Source organism: Pseudomonas sp. S3_G06 (genome assembly GCF_054667565.1).
Map to the genome: position 1 here is coordinate 1,302,519 of NZ_CP162738.1, position 20,689 is coordinate 1,323,207.

22 protein-coding genes and 2 pseudogenes are annotated in these 20,689 nt (G+C 62.0%); 15 read left to right on the plus strand and 9 right to left on the minus strand.

Going from position 1 to position 20,689, the window contains the following annotated elements:
* Nucleotides 1–12 precede the first annotated feature (12 nt).
* The 3 genes from codB to AB4N47_RS05940 all read right to left on the minus strand — a co-directional run bounded on the left by codB (nt 13) and on the right by AB4N47_RS05940 (nt 3,110).
* Complete coding sequence (gene codB / locus AB4N47_RS05930) at nt 13–1,284, minus strand: cytosine permease (RefSeq protein ID WP_122603777.1); 1,272 nt, start codon at nt 1,282–1,284, stop codon at nt 13–15.
* Between the two features lie 304 nt (nt 1,285–1,588).
* Nucleotides 1,589–1,945, minus strand: coding sequence for a 6-carboxytetrahydropterin synthase QueD (queD, locus tag AB4N47_RS05935; RefSeq protein WP_007915588.1), 357 nt, complete (start codon nt 1,943–1,945; stop codon nt 1,589–1,591).
* An 85-nt stretch (nt 1,946–2,030) separates the two neighbouring features.
* Nucleotides 2,031–3,110, minus strand: a complete 1,080-nt coding sequence (locus AB4N47_RS05940) for a patatin-like phospholipase family protein (protein WP_460154433.1) — start codon at nt 3,108–3,110, stop codon at nt 2,031–2,033.
* Between the two features lie 291 nt (nt 3,111–3,401).
* Here AB4N47_RS05940 and AB4N47_RS05945 point away from each other — a divergent pair, with 291 nt between their 5' ends.
* Genes AB4N47_RS05945 through AB4N47_RS05960 form a run of 4 tightly spaced genes read left to right on the plus strand, consistent with a single transcriptional unit; the run spans nt 3,402 to nt 6,003 of the window.
* Entirely contained in the window at nt 3,402–3,710 is a 309-nt protein-coding gene (locus tag AB4N47_RS05945; protein WP_341637090.1) for a PepSY domain-containing protein, read from the plus strand.
* A complete protein-coding gene (locus AB4N47_RS05950; RefSeq protein WP_016775413.1) occupies nt 3,710–4,021 on the plus strand; it encodes a PepSY domain-containing protein in 312 nt (103 codons plus the stop codon). The genes AB4N47_RS05945 and AB4N47_RS05950 overlap by 1 nt, the downstream gene beginning before the upstream one ends.
* 3 nt (nt 4,022–4,024) lie before the next feature.
* Nucleotides 4,025–4,693 (plus strand): response regulator transcription factor, encoded by a 669-nt coding sequence (locus AB4N47_RS05955; RefSeq protein WP_341637091.1) that lies wholly within the window; start codon nt 4,025–4,027, stop codon nt 4,691–4,693.
* Nucleotides 4,690–6,003: a sensor histidine kinase gene (locus AB4N47_RS05960; RefSeq protein ID WP_460154434.1), complete on the plus strand. Its 1,314-nt coding sequence runs from the start codon at nt 4,690–4,692 to the stop codon at nt 6,001–6,003. Before AB4N47_RS05955 ends, AB4N47_RS05960 begins: the two co-directional genes overlap by 4 nt.
* A 132-nt stretch (nt 6,004–6,135) precedes the next feature.
* On the opposite strand, the gene AB4N47_RS05965 is transcribed toward AB4N47_RS05960, so the two are convergent.
* Together AB4N47_RS05965 and AB4N47_RS05970 are read right to left on the minus strand one after the other, a co-directional pair.
* On the minus strand, nt 6,136–6,891 hold the full coding sequence (locus AB4N47_RS05965; RefSeq protein WP_445941189.1) for a methyl-accepting chemotaxis protein: 756 nt from the start codon (nt 6,889–6,891) through the stop codon (nt 6,136–6,138).
* A 102-nt stretch (nt 6,892–6,993) separates the two neighbouring features.
* Nucleotides 6,994–8,292, minus strand: a pseudogene (locus AB4N47_RS05970) (methyl-accepting chemotaxis protein); the annotation flags it as partial.
* A 470-nt stretch (nt 8,293–8,762) separates the two neighbouring features.
* Here AB4N47_RS05970 and AB4N47_RS05975 point away from each other — a divergent pair.
* From AB4N47_RS05975 to AB4N47_RS05985, 3 genes and pseudogenes are all read left to right on the plus strand, one after another.
* Entirely contained in the window at nt 8,763–10,079 is a 1,317-nt protein-coding gene (locus tag AB4N47_RS05975; RefSeq protein WP_056791374.1) for a Na+/H+ antiporter family protein, read from the plus strand.
* Nucleotides 10,080–10,279: 200 nt separating this feature from the next.
* Nucleotides 10,280–11,104: pseudogene (locus AB4N47_RS05980) on the plus strand (cache domain-containing protein); the annotation flags it as partial.
* A gap of 102 nt (nt 11,105–11,206) precedes the next feature.
* A complete protein-coding gene (locus tag AB4N47_RS05985; protein ID WP_370593524.1) occupies nt 11,207–11,962 on the plus strand; it encodes a methyl-accepting chemotaxis protein in 756 nt (251 codons plus the stop codon).
* 200 nt (nt 11,963–12,162) lie between these two features.
* Here the strand turns inward: AB4N47_RS05985 and AB4N47_RS05990 are convergent, their stop codons facing one another.
* Nucleotides 12,163–13,098 (minus strand): LysR family transcriptional regulator, encoded by a 936-nt coding sequence (locus AB4N47_RS05990; RefSeq protein ID WP_341637093.1) that lies wholly within the window; start codon nt 13,096–13,098, stop codon nt 12,163–12,165.
* A gap of 113 nt (nt 13,099–13,211) precedes the next feature.
* On the opposite strand from AB4N47_RS05990, the gene AB4N47_RS05995 reads away from it, so the two are divergent.
* The 3 genes from AB4N47_RS05995 to AB4N47_RS06005 all read left to right on the plus strand — a co-directional run bounded on the left by AB4N47_RS05995 (nt 13,212) and on the right by AB4N47_RS06005 (nt 14,582).
* A complete protein-coding gene (locus tag AB4N47_RS05995; RefSeq protein ID WP_016775407.1) occupies nt 13,212–13,697 on the plus strand; it encodes a DMT family transporter in 486 nt (161 codons plus the stop codon).
* Nucleotides 13,698–13,700: 3 nt separating this feature from the next.
* Nucleotides 13,701–14,153: a DMT family transporter gene (locus AB4N47_RS06000; protein WP_016775406.1), complete on the plus strand. Its 453-nt coding sequence runs from the start codon at nt 13,701–13,703 to the stop codon at nt 14,151–14,153.
* Between the two features lie 261 nt (nt 14,154–14,414).
* Nucleotides 14,415–14,582: a metallothionein gene (locus AB4N47_RS06005; RefSeq protein ID WP_016775405.1), complete on the plus strand. Its 168-nt coding sequence runs from the start codon at nt 14,415–14,417 to the stop codon at nt 14,580–14,582.
* 22 nt (nt 14,583–14,604) lie between these two features.
* On the opposite strand, the gene AB4N47_RS06010 is transcribed toward AB4N47_RS06005, so the two are convergent.
* Nucleotides 14,605–14,877: a hypothetical protein gene (locus AB4N47_RS06010; protein ID WP_341637094.1), complete on the minus strand. Its 273-nt coding sequence runs from the start codon at nt 14,875–14,877 to the stop codon at nt 14,605–14,607.
* A 49-nt stretch (nt 14,878–14,926) separates the two neighbouring features.
* On the minus strand, nt 14,927–15,154 hold the full coding sequence (locus tag AB4N47_RS06015; RefSeq protein WP_016775403.1) for a DUF6555 family protein: 228 nt from the start codon (nt 15,152–15,154) through the stop codon (nt 14,927–14,929).
* Between the two features lie 147 nt (nt 15,155–15,301).
* Between AB4N47_RS06015 and AB4N47_RS06020 the strand changes: the two genes are divergently transcribed.
* From AB4N47_RS06020 to mnmH, 5 genes are all read left to right on the plus strand, one after another.
* Nucleotides 15,302–16,069 carry an AraC family transcriptional regulator gene (locus AB4N47_RS06020; RefSeq protein WP_024013509.1) on the plus strand — a complete coding sequence of 256 codons (768 nt, stop codon included), beginning with the start codon at nt 15,302–15,304 and terminating at the stop codon, nt 16,067–16,069.
* A gap of 211 nt (nt 16,070–16,280) precedes the next feature.
* Nucleotides 16,281–16,454 carry a DUF1427 family protein gene (locus AB4N47_RS06025; protein ID WP_341637095.1) on the plus strand — a complete coding sequence of 58 codons (174 nt, stop codon included), beginning with the start codon at nt 16,281–16,283 and terminating at the stop codon, nt 16,452–16,454.
* Between the two features lie 31 nt (nt 16,455–16,485).
* Entirely contained in the window at nt 16,486–17,442 is a 957-nt protein-coding gene (locus AB4N47_RS06030) for a quinone oxidoreductase family protein (RefSeq protein ID WP_341637096.1), read from the plus strand.
* A 223-nt stretch (nt 17,443–17,665) separates the two neighbouring features.
* A complete protein-coding gene (selD, locus tag AB4N47_RS06035) occupies nt 17,666–18,700 on the plus strand; it encodes a selenide, water dikinase SelD (protein ID WP_341637097.1) in 1,035 nt (344 codons plus the stop codon).
* Entirely contained in the window at nt 18,700–19,803 is a 1,104-nt protein-coding gene (gene mnmH, locus AB4N47_RS06040; RefSeq protein ID WP_341637098.1) for a tRNA 2-selenouridine(34) synthase MnmH, read from the plus strand. The genes selD and mnmH overlap by 1 nt, the downstream gene beginning before the upstream one ends.
* A 109-nt stretch (nt 19,804–19,912) precedes the next feature.
* Here the strand turns inward: mnmH and AB4N47_RS06045 are convergent, their stop codons facing one another.
* A complete protein-coding gene (locus tag AB4N47_RS06045) occupies nt 19,913–20,587 on the minus strand; it encodes a hypothetical protein (RefSeq protein ID WP_039763430.1) in 675 nt (224 codons plus the stop codon).
* Between the last annotated feature and the right edge of the window lie 102 nt (nt 20,588–20,689).

Consider the following 20,689-nt stretch of genomic DNA (forward strand, 5'->3'; position numbering starts at 1 on the left):
GCGAATCCTTTTTTATAGGTCTTGTAGTGGTGCGCTGACGCGACGGGCGCCGAGCACACCGGTGACGATGACATACGTTAGCGCGGCAGCGGCAATGCCTACCAGCGGCGCGACCCAGGGCGAACTGAATGCAGCGACGGTGCCAACCCCGTAGGCCCCGAGCCCCGGCCAGTTGAACGCCGGCAACCGTGCGTCGGCCAGGCGCGGATAGTGCCCGCGCCAGCGGTAGAAGAAGTCAGCCATGATCACCCCGCCAATCGGCGGAATCACCGTGCCGAGCAGAATCAGATACGGCACCAGCATGTCGTACATGCCGAGCAGGGCGAGCAGGGTGCCGATCACCGCGCCGCCCAGGGTCACGGTCTTGCGCCGACCGGTACGCAGCAGGTTGCAGCCGGCCACAGCGAAGTTGTAGATGGTGTTGTCCTGCGTACTCCAGATGTTCAGCAACAGCATGGCCATCGCGGCCATGGCGAAACCTTGCAACAGCAACACTTCAACCACATCCGGCTGTTGATAGACGATCGCGCCATATGCGCCGATCAGCACCATCAGGCCGTTGCCGATGAAAAAACCGATCAGGCTGGCCAGCACTGCCACTTTTGCCGAGCGCGAAAATCGCGTCCAGTTGGTGGCTTGGGTCGCGCCGCTGACGAAGGTGCCGAAGACCAGGGTGATCGCTGTCGACCAGTCCAGCGAACCGCTCGGCACCACGCTGAGCAAGCCTTCGAAGCCGCCGACTTTCACGGTCGCTGCCCACATCGACAACATCAGCAGCAACATCATCGCCGGCACCGCGATGTACGAGAGAATCTCCAGTCCGCGATAACCGATGTACGCCGTAGCGCAGAAGCCCAGACCGAACAGCACCATCAGGACCAGCACGGTGGTTTCATCGAGATTGAAATACTTGCCGATCACCACCGCTGCCGTCGCCGTGCCCCAGGCGTACCAGCCGATCTGGGTAAAGCCGAGGATCAGGTCGCTGAGCTTGCTGCCGACTTCGCCAAAACAGAAGCGGCCCATCAGCACCGAATTGAGGCCGCTCTTGAAGGCGATGTAACCCAAGCCTGCCGCGTACAGACCGAGCAGCAGGTTGCCGACAATGATCACCGCCATCATCTCGGCGAAACCGAACGCAACCCCGAGCTTGCCGCCGGCAAACATGGTCGCGGTGAAAAACGTGAAGCCCAGTAACACCATCGCCGTCGAGGCCAGGCCTTTGCGCGCGTGCATGGGCACTTCACTGAGCGGGTAATCGTTGCCGGAGGCGTTCTGCGTCATGGGGCAGTCCTTGCTGGAAGGGGAAGACGCAGAAGGGTTGCAGCGGTCGTGCCAAGCGACGCAAGTGACCGAATGTGGAGACGCGACTGGGGTTTTCAGCGCGAAAGCAGTGCACTTAATGCACCAGGAGCCCAATGTGGGAGCGAGCCTGTGATGTGCACGGCAGATGAGTCAAACCTGGCGCCGGACTCTTGTGGGAGCGAGCCTGCTCGCGAATACGGAGTGTCAGTCATCGAATAAATTGACTGGAACGACGCTTTCGCGAGCAGGCTCGCTCCCACAGGGGCGGGGAGATGTGTGTTGCTTATTCGCCGCGATAGATGCAGCCGCTGGTGCACGTCTCATGAATGCGGATCGCGCTGAGTTCCGGCAGCAACGGCTTCATCTCATTCCAGATGAATTTGGCCAGCACTTCGCTGGTCGGGTTTTCGAGGCCGGGAATGTCGTTCAGGTAGTTGTGGTCGAGGCGTTCGTAGAGCGGCTTGAAAATCGCTTTGATCTCGGAGAAATCGCGAATCCAGCCAGTGTGCGGATCGAGGTCGCCGCTCAGGTGCAGCGCGACCTTGAATGAGTGACCGTGCAGGCGTCCGCACTTGTGGCCGTCCGGGACATGCGGCAGGCGGTGGGCGGATTCGAAAGTAAACTCTTTGAAGATTTCCACGGTATTTTCGGCTCTGTTCAGATGGCGTTCGCCGCAGCGATTCGGGCAGGCGGCGAGTTTATCAGCTTGTCTTTGACCGTGCTGACTAAAGGGTCAGCAAGCGCTCGGCGAGGCGACCGTTGGCCGTCAGTTCGAGAAATTCGTCGCCCAGTCGGCGGCTCTCGTCCATCGCCGTGTGCCAGTATTTCTGCCGGCTCGGCGCATCGCCCATAAAGCGTTTGAAGTCATTACGATCGGGCAGTTTGCCGTAGGGCAGGCGCGCCAGATATTCCTTCGACGGCGCGACCAGCAGCACATCCTGCAGACGCTGCACCGAAGCGCGGCGCCAGGGCAGGGTCTTGTCGAACCAGCCGGGAATCACTCGATCGGTGAAGTGCGGATAGAGCACGATACCGTCGCCGCTGTAGGGCAGGTCGAGGTGGTAGTCGAGCAAACCGCCGTCGCGGAACGTACCCGCGCCGGCGCCGGGCAGGTCGCGCACGCCTTCCATGACCATCGGGATCGATCCGGAAGCGAGCAGGGCCTGGCGCAGGTTGCCGGTATTGAGCGCAACGAAACGCGAGGGGAAATCGCTCAAGGCATCAAGCGGCGGCGCCAGGCGCGGATCGTGGATGATCAGCCGTTCGAAGTGCCGCGACAGCCGCGCACGACCGCGCAGGTTGTCGGCGATCACCGAGCCCAACGCCAGACCGAGGCGCCCGCGATGGTCTTCAGCGAGGCGGCCTTGGCTTTTCACCACCATGATGTTCAAGCGGTAATCGGCGTTCTCGAGGATGCTCGCATCGCGGCCGTCGAGCAGGTCATTGAGCATGCGCTGCGAGCTCTGGCTGATCTCGGCCATGCTCACGCCTTTGTTGAAATTCTGCTCGGCGTAGAGCTGGCCGAGGCGGCGAATGCCTTCGGCGGCGTCCGGCAGGCAGGCGCTGGCGAAGCGCCAGGAACCCACCGAGGCGCCGATCAGCGAACGCTCACGCGGCGCACTCGGCAGCCACTCGCCGAACAACGCCAGATCGAGCCCCTGAATCCCCAACGCCTTTGGCCCACCGGCCGCACCGGGCAGGGTGCCGACGTCCGCGGCGTGCAGCCCCTGCGCACGAATCCGCGCCATGGCCCGCGGGCCGGCCTTGAGGGTGAGGGCGGGGAACTTGATGTGGATGGCGGTCATACCGGTCTCGATCGTTAGCAAGCTGGCGATTATAAGCACATGTTGCAGGCCCATGTAGGAGTGAGCCTGCCCCACAAGGGGGGCAGACGCAAACCAGTGTGGGAGCGAGCCTGCTCGCGAAAGCGGTGGGTCAGAAACATCGTTGCGGCTGACACTGCGCCTTCGCGAGCAGGCTCGCTCCCACAGGGGACCTTGCCAGCAATGGGGCACAATGATGGCCATTCAGTTTCAGTTAAGTTGACCCCGCTAAGGTGCCCACCGTAAGCAACATATAAGAATTCGGAGACACCCATGAAAACCCTGACTGCCCTGACCACTGCCTCGATCATCTACTTCACCGCCAGCACCGCATACGCGCGCGATCTCGGACCTGACGAAGCGCTTCGTTTGCGCGACGCTGGTACTATCGTCTCCTTCGAGAAGCTCAACGCCATCGCCCTGGAAAAACATCCCGGTTCGGAAATCACCGAAACCGAGCTGGAGGAAGAGTACGGCAAGTTCATTTACCAGATCGAACTGCGCGACCCGAAAGGGCTGAAGTGGGATCTGGAGTTGAACGCGGTCGATGGTGAAGTGCTCAGGGATCATCAGGATACGTAATGAAGCTGAATAGTCGCGCCACCCGCCTGACGGCGCTGGCGCTGGTGTTGTTGTGCAGCACGGCCATGGCTCGCGACCTCGATCAGGACGAGGCGCTGGCCCTGCGTCGCGATGGCGTGATCCTGCCGCTGGAGCAAGTGCTGCAGCAGGCCATGGATCGCTACCCCGGCGCCAAACTGCTGGAAGTCGAGCTGGAAGAAAAACACGACGTGTACATTTACGAAGTCGAATTGCTGACGGTCGAAGGCGTGGCGCGCGAGCTGCACCTGAAGGCCGATACCGGCGAGTTAGTCAAAGACAAGGAAGATTGATCGATGCGTTTGCTTCTGGTGGAAGACCACGTACCGCTGGCCGACGAATTGCTCGCCGGCCTGCAACGCCAAGGCTACGCGGTGGATTGGCTGGCCGATGGCCGGGACGCGGTGTATCAGGGCGGCAGCGAGCCCTATGACCTGATCATCCTCGACCTCGGCCTGCCCGGCGTGCCGGGGCTGGACGTGTTGGCGCAGTGGCGTGCGGCCGGACTGGCGATTCCGGTGCTGATTCTTACCGCGCGCGACTCATGGGCCGAGCGCATCGAAGGGCTGAAGGCCGGCGCTGACGATTACTTGACCAAACCGTTCCACCCGGAAGAACTGTACCTGCGCATTCAGTCACTGTTGCGCCGCTCCAAGGGCCAGGCCAACCAGCCGACCCTGCAAGCCGCCGGCCTGCATCTGGACGAAGGCCGCCAGTGCGTGGTTCGCGACGGCGCCGACATTCAACTGACCGCCGCTGAATTCCGTCTGCTGCGCTATTTCATGCTGCACCCGGAACAGATCCTCTCGAAAAGCCACCTCGCCGAACACCTCTACGACGGTGAGACCGAGCGTGACTCCAACGTCCTCGAAGTCCACGTCAATCACCTGCGGCGCAAGCTCGGCAAAAGCGTGATCGAAACCCGTCGCGGCCAGGGTTACCTGTTCGGCGGGCAAGCTTCATGAGATCAATCCAGCGCCGTTTGAGCCTGGGTTTGATCAGTGTGATGGTGATCGTCGGTCTGGTACTGGCGCAAACCAGCCTGTGGTTGTTCGAAGTCGGTTTGCAGCGCTACCTCGAAGCCGGCCTGCGCAACGACAGCGAAAGCCTGCTGGTGGCGCTGGTGCGCGGCCCGCAAGGTTTGCAACTGGATGAGCGGCATCTGTCGCCGGCCTATCAGCGGCCGTTTTCCGGGCATTACTTTCGTATCGATTTTTCCGACAGCCACTGGCGTTCGCGCTCGCTGTGGGATCAGGAACTGCCGCTGCTGCAACACCCGGGACTGCACAGCAATCTGCAACTGGGCCCGGGCGGGCAACGCTTGCTGATACTGCGCTCGGACTATCGGCGCCTGGGTCAGTCGATCTCTATCAGCGTCGCCCAGGATTACACGCCGGTCAGCGACAGCTTCCAGCGCATGCGCCAGATCGGCCTCGGCCTGGGGCTGGCGGCGTTGCTGCTGATCCTGTTCCTGCAACGCCTGACCGTGCGCCGCGCGCTGAAACCGCTGGAACGCGCGCGCGAACAGATCGCTCAGTTGCAGCAGGGCCAGCGCTCGCAACTCGACGATCAGGTGCCGGTGGAACTGGAGCCGCTGGTGGCGCAGATCAACCACTTGCTCGCCCACACCGAAGACAGCCTCAAGCGCTCGCGCAATGCCTTGGGCAACCTTGGCCACGCGCTGAAAACCCCGTTGGCGGTGCTGCTTAGCCTGGCCTCCAGCGACAAGCTCGATGACCATCCCGAGCTGCGCAGAATTCTCAAGGAGCAACTGGAACAAGTGCAGCAGCGCCTCAATCGCGAACTCAATCGTGCGCGGTTATCCGGTGATGCACTACCGGGAGCGTTGTTCGATTGCGATGCCGAGCTGCCGGGGTTGCTGGCGACCTTGAACATGATTCACGGCGAGCATCTGGCCTTGAGTTACGTCGCACCGCCGGGCTTGCAACTGCCGTGGGACCGCGAGGACTTGCTCGAACTGCTCGGCAACCTGCTCGACAACGCCTGCAAATGGGCCGATGCCGAAGTGCGCTTGAGTGTGATCGAAAGGTCAGACGGCTTTGCTCTGAGCGTGGAAGATGACGGCCCGGGGATTCCCGAGGAGCAGCGGTCTCAAGTGTTCAGCCGTGGCACGCGGCTGGATGAGCAGACCCATGGGCATGGGCTCGGCCTTGGGATCGTGCGGGATATCGTCGATACGTGGGGTGGCTTGCTGGTGCTGGGAGAAAGAGAGTGGGGCGGGTTGAAAGTGGTGATTGAACTGCCTAAGCGCTAATTGCCAAAACACCCTACATCCCCTGTGGGAGCGAGCCTGCTCGCGAATGCAATCTGTCAGATAAATGTTCGCTGACTGACACGACGCTTTCGCGAGCAGGCTCGCTCCCACATTGGGTTTTTGCGGTGGATTCTAGACCCGAAACTGATCCATCAACCGCTGCTGCTGATTCGCCAGACTGTTGAGCGACTGACTGACCCGCGCCGACTCGTTCGCCTGCCCGGACAGCGATTCGGTCACATCGCGAATTGTCGCCACGTTGTTGTTGATCTCCTCAGTCACTGCGCTCTGTTCTTCGGCAGCGCTGGCGATTTGCAGGTTCATGTCGCTGATCACCGTCACCGCATCGCCGATCTGCCGCAACGCGGTCACGGCCTGGCCCACCTGCTCGACACTGCCCTGGGCCTGACGATGGCTGTTACCCATCGAACCGACCACTTCCTGCGTGCCGTTCTGCAATTGCTCGATGACCTGGCGGGTTTCCTCCACCGACTCCTGAGTGCGGCGCGCAAGGTTGCGCACTTCGTCGGCGACCACGGCAAAACCGCGTCCGGCCTCACCGGCGCGGGCGGCTTCGATGGCGGCGTTGAGCGCCAGGAGGTTGGTCTGCTCGGCGATGGCACGAATGGTTTCCAGCACCGTGCCGATCTTCTCGCTGTTGGCGGCCAGGCCTTCGACCTGGACCATCGCTGCGCTCATGTCGGCGGCGAGGGTGTCGATGCTTGCGGTGGTGCGGTCGATCACGGTCAGGCCCTGACGGGTGGCGCGGTCGGCGTCCTTGGCAGCTTCGGCGGCCTGCGCGGCGCTGCGTGCAACGTCCTGGGCAGTGGCGCTCATTTCGTGGGACGCGGTGGCGACCTGATCGACCTGGCGATATTGCTGCTCCATGCCGGCGCTGGTCTGAGTGGCGATGGCCGAGGACTGGTCGGCAGTGTTGCGCGCGTCCTGCACCGAGCGTTTTACCTCGGCAATGATCGGCTGCAACTTGTCGAGGAACTTGTTGAACCAACCGGCCAATTGGCCCAGTTCGTCTTCCTTGTCATAGGCCAGACGCCGGGTCAGGTCGCCTTCGCCGCTGGCGATGTCTTCAAGCATGTGCGCCACACCGAGAATCGGCTTGGTCACGCTGCGCGCCATCAGCCACACCAGCAGCAGGCCGATCAGCGCGGCGAGCAGGCCCAGGCTCAGTTCGATCAGTGTGCCCGAGGTATTGCTCGCATCCAGTTGCTGTTTGAGCGCTTCGGCGCGGCTGACCAGGACTTTCTCCGGCACATCGAGCAACACGCCCCACGCCGGGCCGTCGGGAATCGGCTGGAACGGCGACAGCACTTTCAACTGGCCGTTGCTGTGCAGGCTGCTCACGCCAGTGCTCGCGGCGAGCAGGCGCAGCAACTCGCTGCCGCTGGCCTGATCCACCGCATCCAGGCGCTGGCTGAGTTTGCCGGCATCCGGGCTGTAACCGGCGAGCAGGCCGGCGGGGCTGACAATACTGACGGCGGTCTGACCGTCATACAGCTTGCGGCTGGCGTTCTGGCTGATCGCTTGCAGGCTGTTGAGGTTGATGTCGACCGACAGCGAGGCGATGACTTTGCCGTTGACCTGCAGCGGGAAGACGATGCTGGTCATCAGCACTTTGTGGCCGTCGATGACATAGAAGTACGGCTCGATCACACACGGTTTGAGCGTGGTGCGCGGGCAGGTGAACCAGGCGTTGGCGGCCTGACCGCTGGGGCCGGTGCTGGTGTCGCTCATGTCGCTTTCCGGCAGCGCCATCGAGGTGACTTTGCCCGGGGTCGGCTGCGACCAGTACAGGGCGAAACGGCCCTTGTCGTTGCTGCCCAGTTCAGCCTGATCGGCGAACAGTTCGTCCTTGCCGTCCAGCGCGTTGGCTTCGAACACCAGCGACAGGCCGAGCAGGTCCGGGTTGGCTTGCAGCGCGGATTTGACCTGACGGGTCATGTCCTCGCGCAGGTCGAAGGCATCGAGAAAACGCTTCTCGGCCTGCTCACGCAAAAACAGTACCTGCCGCGAGAAGCCGTGGCCGTACTGATAGGCGTCCATGAATTGCTGACGAATGCCGGCGGCCTGCACTTCACCTTGCGATTCGATCCGCGCCTGCGCCGACTCGGTGAGCATCTCCATGCTCGAGGCCTTGACCAGCGCCGAGCTGTGTTCCATGCGATACAGCGAAAGACCGACCAACAGGGTCACGATACCGGCCAGGCAGAGGCCGGCGAGCAGGGTGATTTTCCATTGGATGGAAAGTTGTCTGAGCGACATGGAAAACATCCTTATCCGATAAATATCTGAGACTTTGCACTGTAGCGGCCGCGTTTCGGCTTTCTTTATGCCGTGAGCGCAATATGACCGATTGCCGCATGCGGGGCCTGTGGTCCTGTGATCCTGTGATCCTGTGGTCCTGTAGTCCTGTGGCGAGGGGATTTATCCCCGTTCGGCTGCGAAGCAGTCGTGACATTTGCGTATAGGGTTATGATCGTTCCCACGCGCAGCAAAGGAATGCCTCAACGGATGCTCCGCGTTCGGCTCTGGAAGGGACGCGGAGCGTCCCGGGCTGCATTCCCACGCAGAGCGTGGGAACGATCAATCCCCTCACCACGGGGCTTTGACAGCGCCGCCACTCTGCGGCACAGTGCGCGCCCTCTAACAAGACCCTCTGTACACATCCGCCGGCCAACCCCGGGCGGACTCATCCTGTCTGGCGGTGTGTTTTCACCCGCAGTGTTTTTTGAGGTAGTGAAATGAATGCAGTCATAGCAGCCGTCGGCGTCATGCTGATCCTCAGCCTGTCGCGCGTGCATGTGGTGATCGCGCTGATCGTCGGGGCGCTGGTCGGTGGCCTGACCGGCGGTCTGGGCATCGACGCAACACTCAAGGCGTTCAACAGCGGCCTGGGCGGCGGCGCGACCGTGGCGTTGTCCTACGCCTTGCTCGGCGCTTTCGCCGTGGCGATTGCCAAGTCGGGCCTGGCCCATGCGCTGGCCGACAAGGCTTTGGCGATGGTGGATCGGCAGCATGCAACCGGCGGCGGTAACGTCAAATGGCTGCTGATCGGGCTGCTGTGGGTGGTGGCGATTGCCTCGCAGAACATCCTGCCGATTCACATCGCCTTCATTCCGCTGCTGGTACCGCCACTTCTATATGTACTGACCAAGCTGCAACTCGATCGCCGTTTGATCGCCTGTGTCATGACCTTCGGCCTGATCACCCCGTACATGTTCCTGCCGGTGGGCTTCGGCAACATTTTCCTCAACGAAATCCTGCTGGCCAACGTCGCCCGCAGCGGCGTCGACATCAGCGGCATCAATGTCACCCACGCCATGGGTATTCCGGCGCTGGGCATGGTTTTCGGCCTGGCGATCGCGTTCATCAGCTATCGCAAGAAGCGCGTGTATGACCTGGCGAAGATCGAACAGGTCGAGCAGACGGCGGTGCACTACAACCCGCTGAGCCTGATGATCGCCGGTGTGGCCATTGCTTCGGCATTCGTGGTGCAGTTGCTGCTGGACTCGATGATTATCGGCGCTCTGGTCGGGTTCCTGATTTTCTCGGTGTCGGGCATCGTCAAATGGCGCGAGACCGATGATCTGTTCACCGAAGGCATGAAAATGATGGCGATGATCGGCTTCATCATGATCGCCGCCTCAGGTTTTGCCGAGGTGATGAAAGCCACCGGGCAGGTACAGACGCTGGTCGAATCGTCGGCGGCCTGGATCAATCACAGCAAAGGCGTCGGGGCTTTGTTGATGCTGCTGGTGGGCTTGCTGGTGACCATGGGCATCGGTTCGTCGTTCTCCACCGTGCCGATTCTCGCAGCGATTTTCGTGCCGTTGTGCGTGCAACTGGGCTTCAGCCCGATCGCCATCGTCTGCATCGTCGGCACTGCCGGCGCGCTGGGCGATGCCGGTTCACCGGCCTCGGACTCGACCCTCGGCCCGACCTCGGGCCTGAACATCGACGGCCAGCATCACCACATCTGGGACACCGTCGTACCGACCTTCCTGCACTACAACCTGCCGCTGCTGGTGTTTGGCTGGGTGGCGGCGATGGTTCTGTAAGAATCCACAATTGCCCCTTGTGGGAGCGAGCCTGCTCGCGAAGGCGTCGTGTCAGTCGACACACAGGTTGCTGAGCCAACGCTTTCGCGAGCAGGCTCGCTCCCACAGGGGGGCGGCGATGTTTCAAGACTCAACTTTTGCTCCGGCGTGCCGTTAAAGCCTTTAACCACGCCAACAAAATCAAAAGAGTGAGTCCCCCGATGCGCCTGAGTCTCAAGGCTAAAGTCCTGTCCCTTGCCGTTCTGCCGGTGCTGCTCTTTGCGCTGGTCATCAGCGTGACCACGCTGTTCATCCTCCAGGAACAGGCGCGCAAGGAGGTCGAACAGACCCGCGAGCGGCTGCTCAGCGACGCCAAGGCCACCCTGCAAAGTTACGTCGCCGTGGCCATGACCACGATCAAACCGCTTTACGACGCCGCCGCACCGGGCGACGACGCGGCGCGGGCGCAGGCGATCAAATTGCTTTCGGGCATCCGCTACGGCAAGGATGGCTACTTCTTCGGCTACGACTCCGAGACCGTGCGTCTGTTCAAGGCCAACGACCCCGACGGCGTGGGCAAAAGCTTCAAGGACAACCGCGATCCGAACGGCGTCTACGTCAACCTCGGCCTAGTCAAAGTGGCCAAGGACGGCACCCACTATCTGCAATACAGCTCGCCGCTGCCGGGTAACGCCAAGGTGCTGGTGCCGAAGCTCGGCTACACCGAATACCTGCCGAAGTGGGACATGGCGGTCGGTACCTCGGTGAACCTCGACGGCATCGAAGCGCAAGTGGCGCAGGTCGAGGCGCAAGTGCAGGAGCGCGTGCAAGGCGTGGTGCTGAGCATTGTCGGCGTTGCGGTGCTGGTGCTGTTGGTGATCGCGGCGGCGGGCATGCTGCTGGCCAACACCATTCTCCGCCCGCTGACCCTGATGAAAGCCAACCTCGACGACATCGCGGCAGGCGAGGGCGACCTGACCCGGCGCCTGAACATCACCAGCCAGGACGAACTCGGCGAACTGGCCGGCTCGTTCAACCGCTTCGTCGACAAGATCCACGGCCTGGTTCGGCAGATCACCGAGATGACCACGCAACTGACCGGGCTGGTTACTCAGGTCTCGGAACAGGCGCAGCGTTCCGATCAGGCGATGGAGCGTCAACGCCACGAAACCGATCAGGTCGCCACGGCGATCAACGAAATGTCCGCCGCCGCCCAGGAAGTCGCCAAGAGCGCGCAAAACGCCGCCGTCGCCGCGCAGCAGACCGACGAAGAAGGCCAGAGCGCCAAGCGCGTGGTGGCGGGCAGCATCAAGCAGATTCATGCGCTGGTCGACGATATCCGCAACAGCGGCGTATCGCTGGACAGCCTGCAGCAGGACGTCAGTTCGATTGTCGGCGTGCTTGGGGTGATCCGTTCGATTGCCGAGCAGACCAACTTGCTGGCGCTCAACGCCGCGATCGAAGCGGCGCGCGCCGGTGAGGCCGGTCGTGGCTTTGCGGTGGTCGCCGACGAAGTACGCGCACTGGCCAGCCGCACGCAGATCAGCACCCAGGAAATCCAGGGCATGATCGACCGCTTGCAGGCCGGCACGCAGCAGGCGGTCGAAGCGATGCGCCGTTCCAGCGAGGCCGGCGACGGCACTTCGCAGCAAGCCAATCAGGCCGGTGCATCGCTGGACGCCATGGCGCAGTTGATCGCCACGATCAACTCGATGAACGCGCAGATCGCCAGCGCAGCGGAAGAGCAGACGGCGGTGGCCGAAGAGATCAACCGCAGCGTGCATCAGATTGCCGTGGCGGTGGACAGCGTCGCCGATGAAACGCAACTGGGGGCGCAGACGTCGCGCAGTCTGGCGGAGCTGGGGCAGCGGTTGGGCAAGCTGGTCGGGCAGTTCCGTATCTGATGGCCTGAAAAGCCCCTCACCCTAGCCCTCTCTCAGAGGGAGAGGGAACCGATTGGGGAATATTGCGGGATTACGCCGACCTGAAAGTCCTGCTTTGAATCCATAATCGACGCGGTTTTTCAGGTCGATGCAGTAGGTGGGACACCTCGGTCGGTTCCCTCTCCCTCAGGGAGAGGGCTAGGGTGAGGGGCTCTTGATCTTCAGGCTCTGTCCCAATAGGGAATCTCGCCAAAACACTCGACAAAAAAATCAATCACCGTCCGCACCTTCACCGACAACCTTCGGCTCCCCGGCCACAGCACGGCGATCTGCTGCGGTTCCAGACTGTTCGACACCTGATACTCCCCCAGCACCGGCACCAGCGTGCCTTCGCGCACCGCTTCGCCAATCAGCCACGACGGAAACATCACCAGCCCGAGGCCTTGCTGAGCGGCCTGGGTCAGGGTGTCAGCGTGGTTGCCGGTGATCGGGCCTTTGACGGTGTACGGCGTCCAGTCCTCGCCATCACGGCGGAAAAACCAGCGCTGCTGACCGGCCGCGCCTTTGTAGGCCAGGCACTGATGTTGCGCGAGTTGGTCGGGATGCTGCGGCGTGCCGTGGCGTTTGAGATAGGCCGGGCTGGCGGCGACCTGAAAGCGGTGCGGCGCCAGAATGCGTGCCTGCATGCTCGAATCGTGCAGCGCGCCGATGCGAAACAGCAGGTCGGCGCCTTCCTGTAGCGGGTCGACGTAATGGTCGGTTTGCTGGATATCCAGTTGCAGCTTCGGATAGCGCGCGCAGAGCTCGCCCAGCCAGGGCGTCAGATGGCGCTGGCCGAACACCACCGGGGCGTTGATGCGCACCAGTCCGGTGGGTTCGCTTTGCTGTTCCTGCAACGCCTGTTCGGCTTCCTCCAGTTGCACCAATAGCAGCCGCGCATGGTGGCCGAGCGTGCGTCCGGCTTCGGTCGGGGTGACGGCGCGGGTGTGGCGATAGAGCAATTGCTGGTTCAGCGCCTGTTCCATCAATTGGATCTGCCGCGAAATGGAGGAGGGCGCGACCCCTTCGCGGCGGGCGACTTCGGAAAAACTGCCTTGGTCGAGGACCGCCACAAACAGCCTTAACGCTTTGAATCCGAGTTCGTTGAGCCCGTGCATGCCATGTCTCGCTGTGCGTGATGCGCAAAAGTGTTGTCCGGATGCTCCCATTTATCGCACAGCGGCGCCAGCCGATAATCCGCGCCATTGTTTTTGAGCGTGGAAGGTTATGTATGCAGACGTTGGATGAAGGGGTGGTTGCTGCACCGGTGAAAAGATCGGTGTTGCGTCTGCTGTTGCTGCCGCTGGTGATCCTTGCCGGCATGGGCTTGTCGGTAGAAGCCGGATTGCTCGGGCCGCTGGGTGAGCAGGTCGGGCATTTGTGGGCGACGTTAAGCATCTTCGGCGTGGGTTCGGCGATCCTGTTTTTGCTCCTGCTGTTTGCCGGACCGCAAAAAGGTCCGGCGCTGACCGAGTTGCCGCGCTGGCAGTTGATCGGCGGTTTTCTCGGGCCGATCTACGTGGTGGTGCTGACGCTGGCGACGCCGCATATCGGCATCGCCATGACGATGATTGCGATTTTGTCCGGTCAGGTCGGCAAGAGTGTGCTGATCGACCATTTCGGCTGGTTCGGCGCGACACGCAAGAAGGTCAACGGCGAGCGCTGGCTGGCGTTGGGCTTGATTGTGGTGGCTTTGGTTCTGATTGCGCGGGGGTGAGTGATGGGTCTGGTGATTTTGTTGGCGGTGGTGGTGTTGGCCGGTGCGGTGTTGAGTGTGCAGGCTGCGATCAATGGTCGTCTGGGTGAAACGGTGGGGGTGCTGCGTAGCAGTCTGCTGACCTTTGCGGTGGGCGCGGTGGTGACCGGGTTGTTGATTCTGTTTTTCGAGCCGGCGCAGGCGGTGAGTCTGCTTGAGGTGCCGAAGTGGCAGTTGACCGGGGCGCTGTTCGGCGTGGTGTACATGATGGTGATGGTTGGCGCGGTGCCGGTGGTCGGGACGGCTGTGGCGACGGTGGCGGTGATTGTCGGGCAGTTGGGCATGGGGATGTTGATCGACAATTTTGGCTGGTTGGGGAATCCGGCGATCGGCTTGTCTCCGAGCCGGATGCTGGCCATGGTGTGTCTGGCGGTGGCTTTGGTGTTTATGTATCGGAGTTCGCGGCAGGCGCAGTGATTTTTGAGTACATATCCGGTGCTGCGGGTGTTGCCCTCCGCTCAGCCTGCCGACGGGCTCTGAGATCAAGATCAAAAGCTGTTCGAGCTAACGTTCATTGCTTTGTGCGGCGAACACCTGTGGGAGCGAGCCTGCTCGCGAAAGCCATCTCTGTGTCGCCCAATCTCTCAACAGTTGGCCAGCCTGCAACACCACCTTCTACACTGTCCCTTATGGCTTGCTCGCAAGCCTCAGACAACCACCACGCAAGGAGTCTGTCCCATGTCCGATAAAAAATGCGACTGCCCGGGCTGCAACTGCACGATCAAAGAAGGCGAACATTCCTACGCTGTACACGGTAAACACTATTGCTGCGAGGCTTGCGCTCATCACCACAAACACGGTGAAGAGTGTGCGATGAAGGGTTGCGGTTGCGCTCATCCGAAATAAGCGCGGCAAAAAAAAGTGGAGCCTAATCAGGCTCCACTTCCATTTTCAGACTGTCGTCTTCCTGTCGCTCAAAGTGCCTCACCGTGCCTTGCAAGGTTCGCCCTTCGACTTTGACCACCACAATCTTCGCTTGGTCGAGGTCTTCGGGTAGCGGTGCCTGGACGCACAGGGTGAAGCGATAAGGGTCATCCGCGACCGTTTCCAGTGCGACCGCGCAATTCACCGTTTTGGTGATCTGGCCGAAGAAGGTGGTCAGGCCGTAGTCCAGTCGGGCCGGGTGATAGGTGTCGGTCATCGGTCGATTCCCCCTGTCGATTGCCAAGCCTGCGGTGAAGGCGGTGGGGTCAGTTGGTCTGGCGCCAGGTGACGTTTTCCAGACCGAATTTTTCTGCCATCGGTTTGCTGGTCTTTTGCACTTTCTCGCGGCCGAAGCGCGGGATGCGACCTACGCCCGCGTCGCAGCTTGCCCAATGCCAGGCTTCGGCGTTGTCCATTTTGTCCGAGCGGATAATGAACGACTTGGGGGTGCCATGCAGTGTGTAGTCGATGACGTAAAGTTTTGCGTTGTTCATAAAGCCCGAATTCCTCCCTGTGGTATTAAACGGATCGCGCTGTGCCGGGAAAATTCATTCGGATTGTCCGACGGTAGCTATCGTTGGCGAGGGCGGGGCAGGCTGGTTACCATGGCGGCTTCGCCAACCCCCCTGTGAACGCTCGCCATGGCCCTCGCCGCGCCCCCTGATCTGACCGACACCGATGTGCCCGTGCAACCGCTGGCGCGAACCTATCCGCGTGGTTTGTTCATCGAGCCGCACGAGCATGTCTGGGGGCAGTTGCTGTATGCGATGAGCGGGGTGATGTGGGTGGAAACCCCGCACGAAGCGCTGGTGGTGCCGCCGCAGCGGGCGGTGTGGTTGCCGCCGGGAGTGCCGCACGGGATTCGTGTGGTGTCGGATTTGCAGATGCGCAATATCTACCTGCGCCCGGCGCTCGCGGCGACCCTGGATGCGACGGTGCAGGTGATCGAGGTCGGTGGTCTGCTGCGCGAGTTGATTGTCGGGCTGGTGGCGCAGGGCGATGCCGGCGAGGCCGAGTATTACGAGGCGCTGGTCGGGCTGGCGTTGCTGGAATTGCGCCGGGCCAGGCGTTCGCAACTGAAGATTCCGCTGCCGGATGAGTCCGACCGGCGTCTGATGAATCTGTGTCAGGCCGTGATGGCCGCGCCGTCGCTGGAGATCCCGTTCGAGCAGCATGCGCAGAACGCCGGGGCCAGCGTGCGTACGCTGGCGCGCTTGTTCAAGGACAGCCTCGGCATGGGCTTCGCCGAATGGCGGCGCCAGGTGCAGCTGGCGACGGCGGTGGCGGCGTTGATTCAAGGCGTGGCGGTGAGCGTCATTGCTCGCGAACTGGGTTATTCACCGAGCAGCTTCAGCGACATGTTTCGCCGAGAGCTTGGCGTGGCGCCTTCGCAATTCTCGGCAACTTGAACAGATCCCTGTGGGAGCGAGCCTGCTCGCGAAAGCTTTGCACCAGGCAATGAAGTGCTGACTGGAAGACCGCATTCGCGAGCAGGCTCGCTCCCACACGGTTCTATGGCGGCTGCAGAAGGTTTGTCCGAAATTCAGAAGTCCTTGGCCGATAGCGCCCCGGCTCATTCCCTAGACTCTGCCCATCACTTATCGCGGCGGAGTTCCTTTCATGAACTACCTCATTTCTCTGGCCATCGGCCTGGGCGTCGGCCTGCTCTACGGCGCGCTCGACTTCCGTTCTCCCGCACCACCGGCGATCGCGCTGGTCGGTCTGCTCGGCATGTTGGCCGGTGAGCAGTTGTGGCCGCTGGGCCGGCAACTGGTCGCTGGCTGGTGGTCCTGAATTTCCCTTTTTCCTTTCGGTGGATGTGCCCATGAAAGCGTTGCAATTCGATCAGACCGGCGACCTGTCTTCCCTGCGTTTCGTCGACGTTCCGACCCCGGTGCCCGGCGCCGATGAAGTGCTGGTGCAGATCAAGGCTGCCGGCCTCAATCCCAGCGATGTGAAAAACGTCCTTGGGCGTTTTCCTTACACCACGCTGCCACGGGTTCCGGGGCGGGATTTTGCCGGGGTGGTGGTCGAGGGGCCGCAAGCACTGATCGGTCAGGAAGTCTGGGGTACCGGGCGCGAGCTGGGCTTCTTCGCCGACGGCGCCCATGCGCAATTCGTCAAACTTCCTGCGAGCGGCGTGGCGCACAAACCGGTGCATCTGAGTTTCGCCCAAGCGGCCAGCTTGGGCGTGCCGTACACCACGGCGTGGGATGCGTTGGAACGCAGTCTGGTCAGCGCCGATACACGTTTGCTGGTGATCGGCGGCGGGGCAGTGGCAACTGCGGCTTTGGCCCTGGCAAAAGTGCGCGGCGCGCAATTGCTGGCGGCGGCGCGCCGGCCCGAGCAGGTCGCCGATCTGCAGCAGCAGGGCTATCAGACGATTCAACTGGATAAGCCAGAAGACCTCGGTGCCCAGGTCAATGCGGTGTATCGCGGCGGCGCCGATGTGATTTTCGACACCACCGGTTTCTGGCTGCCCGCCTCGGTGGCGGCACTGGCGACCTTCGGCCGCATCGCCATCATCGCCGCACCGGTCGACGGCCACGTGCAATTGCCGGCGCTGGCGCTGTATCGCAAGGGCGGTTCGGTGGTCGGGATCAACTCGTTGTTGTACGGCGTTGAGGCGTGCGCGGCGATGCTCGAGCAGTTCGGGCGGTTCTTCGATGAGGATCGCTTGCCACTGCCGCAGGGCCTGGTGGAGGTGCCGCTGGCTGAAGGGCCGGCGCGCTATGACGAGGTCAATCAGGGCGGCGGCGACAAGATCATTTTGCTGCCCTGACTCACGCAAACCCCTGTAGGAGTGAGCCTGCTCGCGATGACGGTGGATCAGTTAAACAGTCGGCGACTGACACACCGTTTTCGCGAGCAGGCTCGCTCTCACAGGAGACCACCGTACAAATGTGGGAGCGAGCCTGCTCGCGAAAGGGCCGCTCGGTCAGCACAAAAATCTGCGCGCTCGCGCTCTGCTAGAATCCGCCCCATTCATTGCCAGAGACTCTCCCATGAGCGAGCCGATTCGTCTGACCCAATACAGCCATGGCGCCGGTTGTGGCTGCAAGATTTCCCCGCAGGTGCTGGAAGTGATCCTCGCCGGCAGCGGCGCACAGAACCTCGATCCGAAACTCTGGGTCGGCAATGCATCGCGTGATGACGCGGCGGTGTATGAGATCGATGCCGAGCGTGGTGTGGTGTCGACCACCGATTTCTTCATGCCGATTGTCGATGACCCGTTCGACTTCGGCCGCATTGCCGCAACCAACGCGATCAGCGACATCTACGCGATGGGCGGCGATCCGTTGATGGCGATCGCGATCCTCGGCTGGCCGGTGAATGTGCTGGCGCCGGAAGTGGCCCGGGAAGTGATTCGTGGCGGTCGCTCGGTGTGTGACGCGGCGGGTATTCCACTGGCGGGCGGGCATTCGATCGATGCGCCGGAGCCGATCTTCGGCCTCGCCGTCACCGGGCTTGTGGAAAAGCGCCACATGAAGCGCAACGACACCGCTTCCGCCGGTTGCCTGTTGTACCTGACCAAACCGTTGGGCATCGGCATCCTCACCACCGCGGAAAAGAAGGGCAAGTTGCGCGCCGCCGACGTCGGTGTCGCCCGCGACTGGATGTGCACCTTGAACAAGCCCGGCAGCCGCTTCGGCAAACTCGCCGGCGTCACCGCGATGACCGATGTCACCGGTTTCGGCCTGCTCGGGCATCTGGTGGAAATGGCCGACGGCAGCCAGTTGACCGCGCGCATCGCCTACGACCGCGTGCCGCGTCTGGACAGCGTCGAGTACTACCTCGATCAGGGTTGCGTGCCGGGCGGTACGCTGCGCAACTTCGACAGCTATTCGAGCAAGGTTGGCCGCGTGCAGGAGTTGCACAAACGCGTGCTTTGCGATCCGCAGACCAGCGGTGGTCTGCTGATTGCGGTCACGCCTGAAGGCAATGACGAGTTCCTCGGCGTTGCCGCCGAACTGGGCCTGAACCTTGCGCCGATCGGCGAACTGGTTGAGCGACAGACGAACGCGGTCGAGGTGATTTGATGCTCCGCGACTGCACCGACTACCGCGACATTTTCCTCAACGACCGGCCGATGATGGATGCCCGCGCGCCGGTCGAGTTTCACAAAGGCGCGTTCCCCGGCGTGGTCAATCTGCCGCTGATGAATGATCTGGAACGGCAGAAGATCGGCACCTGCTACAAGCAGCACGGCCAGCAGGCGGCGATCGAGCTGGGCCATCAAATGGTGTCCGGCGCAGTCAAGGCCGAGCGCATCCAGGCCTGGGCCGACTTCGCCCGGGCTCATCCCGATGGTTATCTGTACTGTTTTCGCGGTGGCTTGCGCTCGCAGATCACCCAGCAGTGGCTGCGCGACGAGGCCGGCATCGACTATCCGCGTGTCGGCGGCGGCTACAAGGCGATGCGCAGCTTTTTGATCGACACCCTCGAGCAAGCCATCGCGCAGTGTGATTTTGTTTTGCTCGGCGGCATGACCGGCACCGGCAAGACCGAAGTGCTGGTGCAGTTGCGCAACGGTGTGGATCTGGAAGGCCACGCCAACCATCGCGGCTCCAGTTTCGGCAAACGTGCCACCGGGCAGCCGTCGAACATCGATTTCGAGAATCGCCTGGCGATCGACTTCCTGAAGAAACGCGATGCCGGGATCGAGCAGTTTGTGCTCGAAGACGAGAGCCGTGTGGTCGGCAGTTGCGCCTTGCCGTTGCCGCTGTATCAGGGCATGCAGCAGTACCCGATGGTATGGCTGGAAGATCGTTTCGAGGATCGTGTCGAGCGGATCCTGCGTGATTACGTCATCGATCTGTCGGCGGAGTTTGCCTCCCTCCACGGCGACACCGGGTTTGCGCTGTTTTCCGAACGTCTGCTGGAAAGCCTCAACAACGTACAGAAACGCCTCGGCGGCGAGCGCCATTCGCGGATGCTGGTGTTGATGGAGCAGGCGCTGGCCGAGCAGGGCCGCAGCGGCGCGGTGGACCTGCATCGCGGCTGGATCGAGGGTTTGCTGCGTGAGTATTACGACCCGATGTATGTGTTCCAGCGCGAGAAGAAGGGCGGGCGGATCGAGTTTGCCGGAGAGCGTCAGGCGGTGATCGAGTATTTGCGTGGGCGGGTGAGCCAGAAGGCTTGAGGCGCAAGCGACTGGCCTCTTCGCGAGCAGGCTCGCTCCCACAGTTGAAATGCGTTCCCCTGTGGGAGCGAGCCTGCTCGCGAAGACGCAATATCAGGCGCTACAAAACTCAGGTCGGGCAGGTGTCCTTGCCGTTATCCAGTCCCTGCTTGTAGCTATGACTCTGCAGACTGGCCTTGCCGTTGTGCCACTTCAGGGTCAGCACATACAGCGAGTCGAAGTCATCGCCGGCCCAGTCATCGGTGATTTTCTGCCGCTCGCCCACCGCATTGCCGGCGACCTTGTTGATCAGCTCCGGCAGATAACCGTGAGACCAGGCGGTGTAGATCGTCGAGTTGTGGTACTTCTCGTCCAGCAGCTCGCGGGCCAGATCGCTGGTGTCGTTGGCGGAGAACTCGATGTTCACCGGCAGGCCGAGCTTGATCGCGGCCGGGCTGATGGTCATCAGCGGACGAATGTAGCTGTAGGAATTGTCCAGCTCGCCTTCCTCGACGTTGCGCGTCGGGTTGGCGGCGAACACGTAATCAGCCTTGCCGAATTTTTCCGGCAGCAGCGTCGACAGGTCGATGGCGCGGTTCAGGCCCTGGCAGTTGAGCTGGCCGAGGCCGCCCTCGGGTTTCTCCGCGTGGCGCAGGAACACCAGCGTCTGCGTGCCGTCCGCCGGTTGTGCGCGGCTTTCGCTGGATTCGAGGGACAGAAAAAGCGCGCTGACTGCCAGCAGGGAGGGCAGGGCCACGTACGCGCGATGTTTGAAACGTTTGGCGAAACTCATCAGATTCGTCATCAATTCGAGGGTTCTTCAGCAAAATCGGTTAAGGCTGACAAACCTTGGCACCGCGGGCTCCCAGCACCGGGTGTTTCCCTGTCATGAACAGCTTCCTCTGCG

Excerpts from the sequence above, each read along its gene's own strand:
- codB (WP_122603777.1), bottom strand. The coding sequence starts at position 1,284 with ATGACGCAGAACGCCTCCGGCAACGATTACCCGCTCAGTGAAGTGCCC.
- AB4N47_RS05940 (WP_460154433.1), bottom strand. The coding sequence starts at position 3,110 with ATGACCGCCATCCACATCAAGTTCCCCGCCCTCACCCTCAAGGCCGGC.
- AB4N47_RS05945 (WP_341637090.1), top strand. The coding sequence starts at position 3,402 with ATGAAAACCCTGACTGCCCTGACCACTGCCTCGATCATCTACTTCACC.
- AB4N47_RS05950 (WP_016775413.1), top strand. The coding sequence starts at position 3,710 with ATGAAGCTGAATAGTCGCGCCACCCGCCTGACGGCGCTGGCGCTGGTG.
- AB4N47_RS05955 (WP_341637091.1), top strand. The coding sequence starts at position 4,025 with ATGCGTTTGCTTCTGGTGGAAGACCACGTACCGCTGGCCGACGAATTG.
- AB4N47_RS05960 (WP_460154434.1), top strand. The coding sequence starts at position 4,690 with ATGAGATCAATCCAGCGCCGTTTGAGCCTGGGTTTGATCAGTGTGATG.
- AB4N47_RS05965 (WP_445941189.1), bottom strand. The coding sequence starts at position 6,891 with ATGGAGCAGCAATATCGCCAGGTCGATCAGGTCGCCACCGCGTCCCAC.
- AB4N47_RS05975 (WP_056791374.1), top strand. The coding sequence starts at position 8,763 with ATGAATGCAGTCATAGCAGCCGTCGGCGTCATGCTGATCCTCAGCCTG.
- AB4N47_RS05985 (WP_370593524.1), top strand. The coding sequence starts at position 11,207 with ATGGAGCGTCAACGCCACGAAACCGATCAGGTCGCCACGGCGATCAAC.
- AB4N47_RS05990 (WP_341637093.1), bottom strand. The coding sequence starts at position 13,098 with ATGCACGGGCTCAACGAACTCGGATTCAAAGCGTTAAGGCTGTTTGTG.
- AB4N47_RS05995 (WP_016775407.1), top strand. The coding sequence starts at position 13,212 with ATGCAGACGTTGGATGAAGGGGTGGTTGCTGCACCGGTGAAAAGATCG.
- AB4N47_RS06000 (WP_016775406.1), top strand. The coding sequence starts at position 13,701 with ATGGGTCTGGTGATTTTGTTGGCGGTGGTGGTGTTGGCCGGTGCGGTG.
- AB4N47_RS06005 (WP_016775405.1), top strand. The coding sequence starts at position 14,415 with ATGTCCGATAAAAAATGCGACTGCCCGGGCTGCAACTGCACGATCAAA.
- AB4N47_RS06010 (WP_341637094.1), bottom strand. The coding sequence starts at position 14,877 with ATGACCGACACCTATCACCCGGCCCGACTGGACTACGGCCTGACCACC.
- AB4N47_RS06015 (WP_016775403.1), bottom strand. The coding sequence starts at position 15,154 with ATGAACAACGCAAAACTTTACGTCATCGACTACACACTGCATGGCACC.
- AB4N47_RS06020 (WP_024013509.1), top strand. The coding sequence starts at position 15,302 with ATGGCCCTCGCCGCGCCCCCTGATCTGACCGACACCGATGTGCCCGTG.
- AB4N47_RS06025 (WP_341637095.1), top strand. The coding sequence starts at position 16,281 with ATGAACTACCTCATTTCTCTGGCCATCGGCCTGGGCGTCGGCCTGCTC.
- AB4N47_RS06030 (WP_341637096.1), top strand. The coding sequence starts at position 16,486 with ATGAAAGCGTTGCAATTCGATCAGACCGGCGACCTGTCTTCCCTGCGT.
- selD (WP_341637097.1), top strand. The coding sequence starts at position 17,666 with ATGAGCGAGCCGATTCGTCTGACCCAATACAGCCATGGCGCCGGTTGT.
- mnmH (WP_341637098.1), top strand. The coding sequence starts at position 18,700 with ATGCTCCGCGACTGCACCGACTACCGCGACATTTTCCTCAACGACCGG.
- AB4N47_RS06045 (WP_039763430.1), bottom strand. The coding sequence starts at position 20,587 with ATGACGAATCTGATGAGTTTCGCCAAACGTTTCAAACATCGCGCGTAC.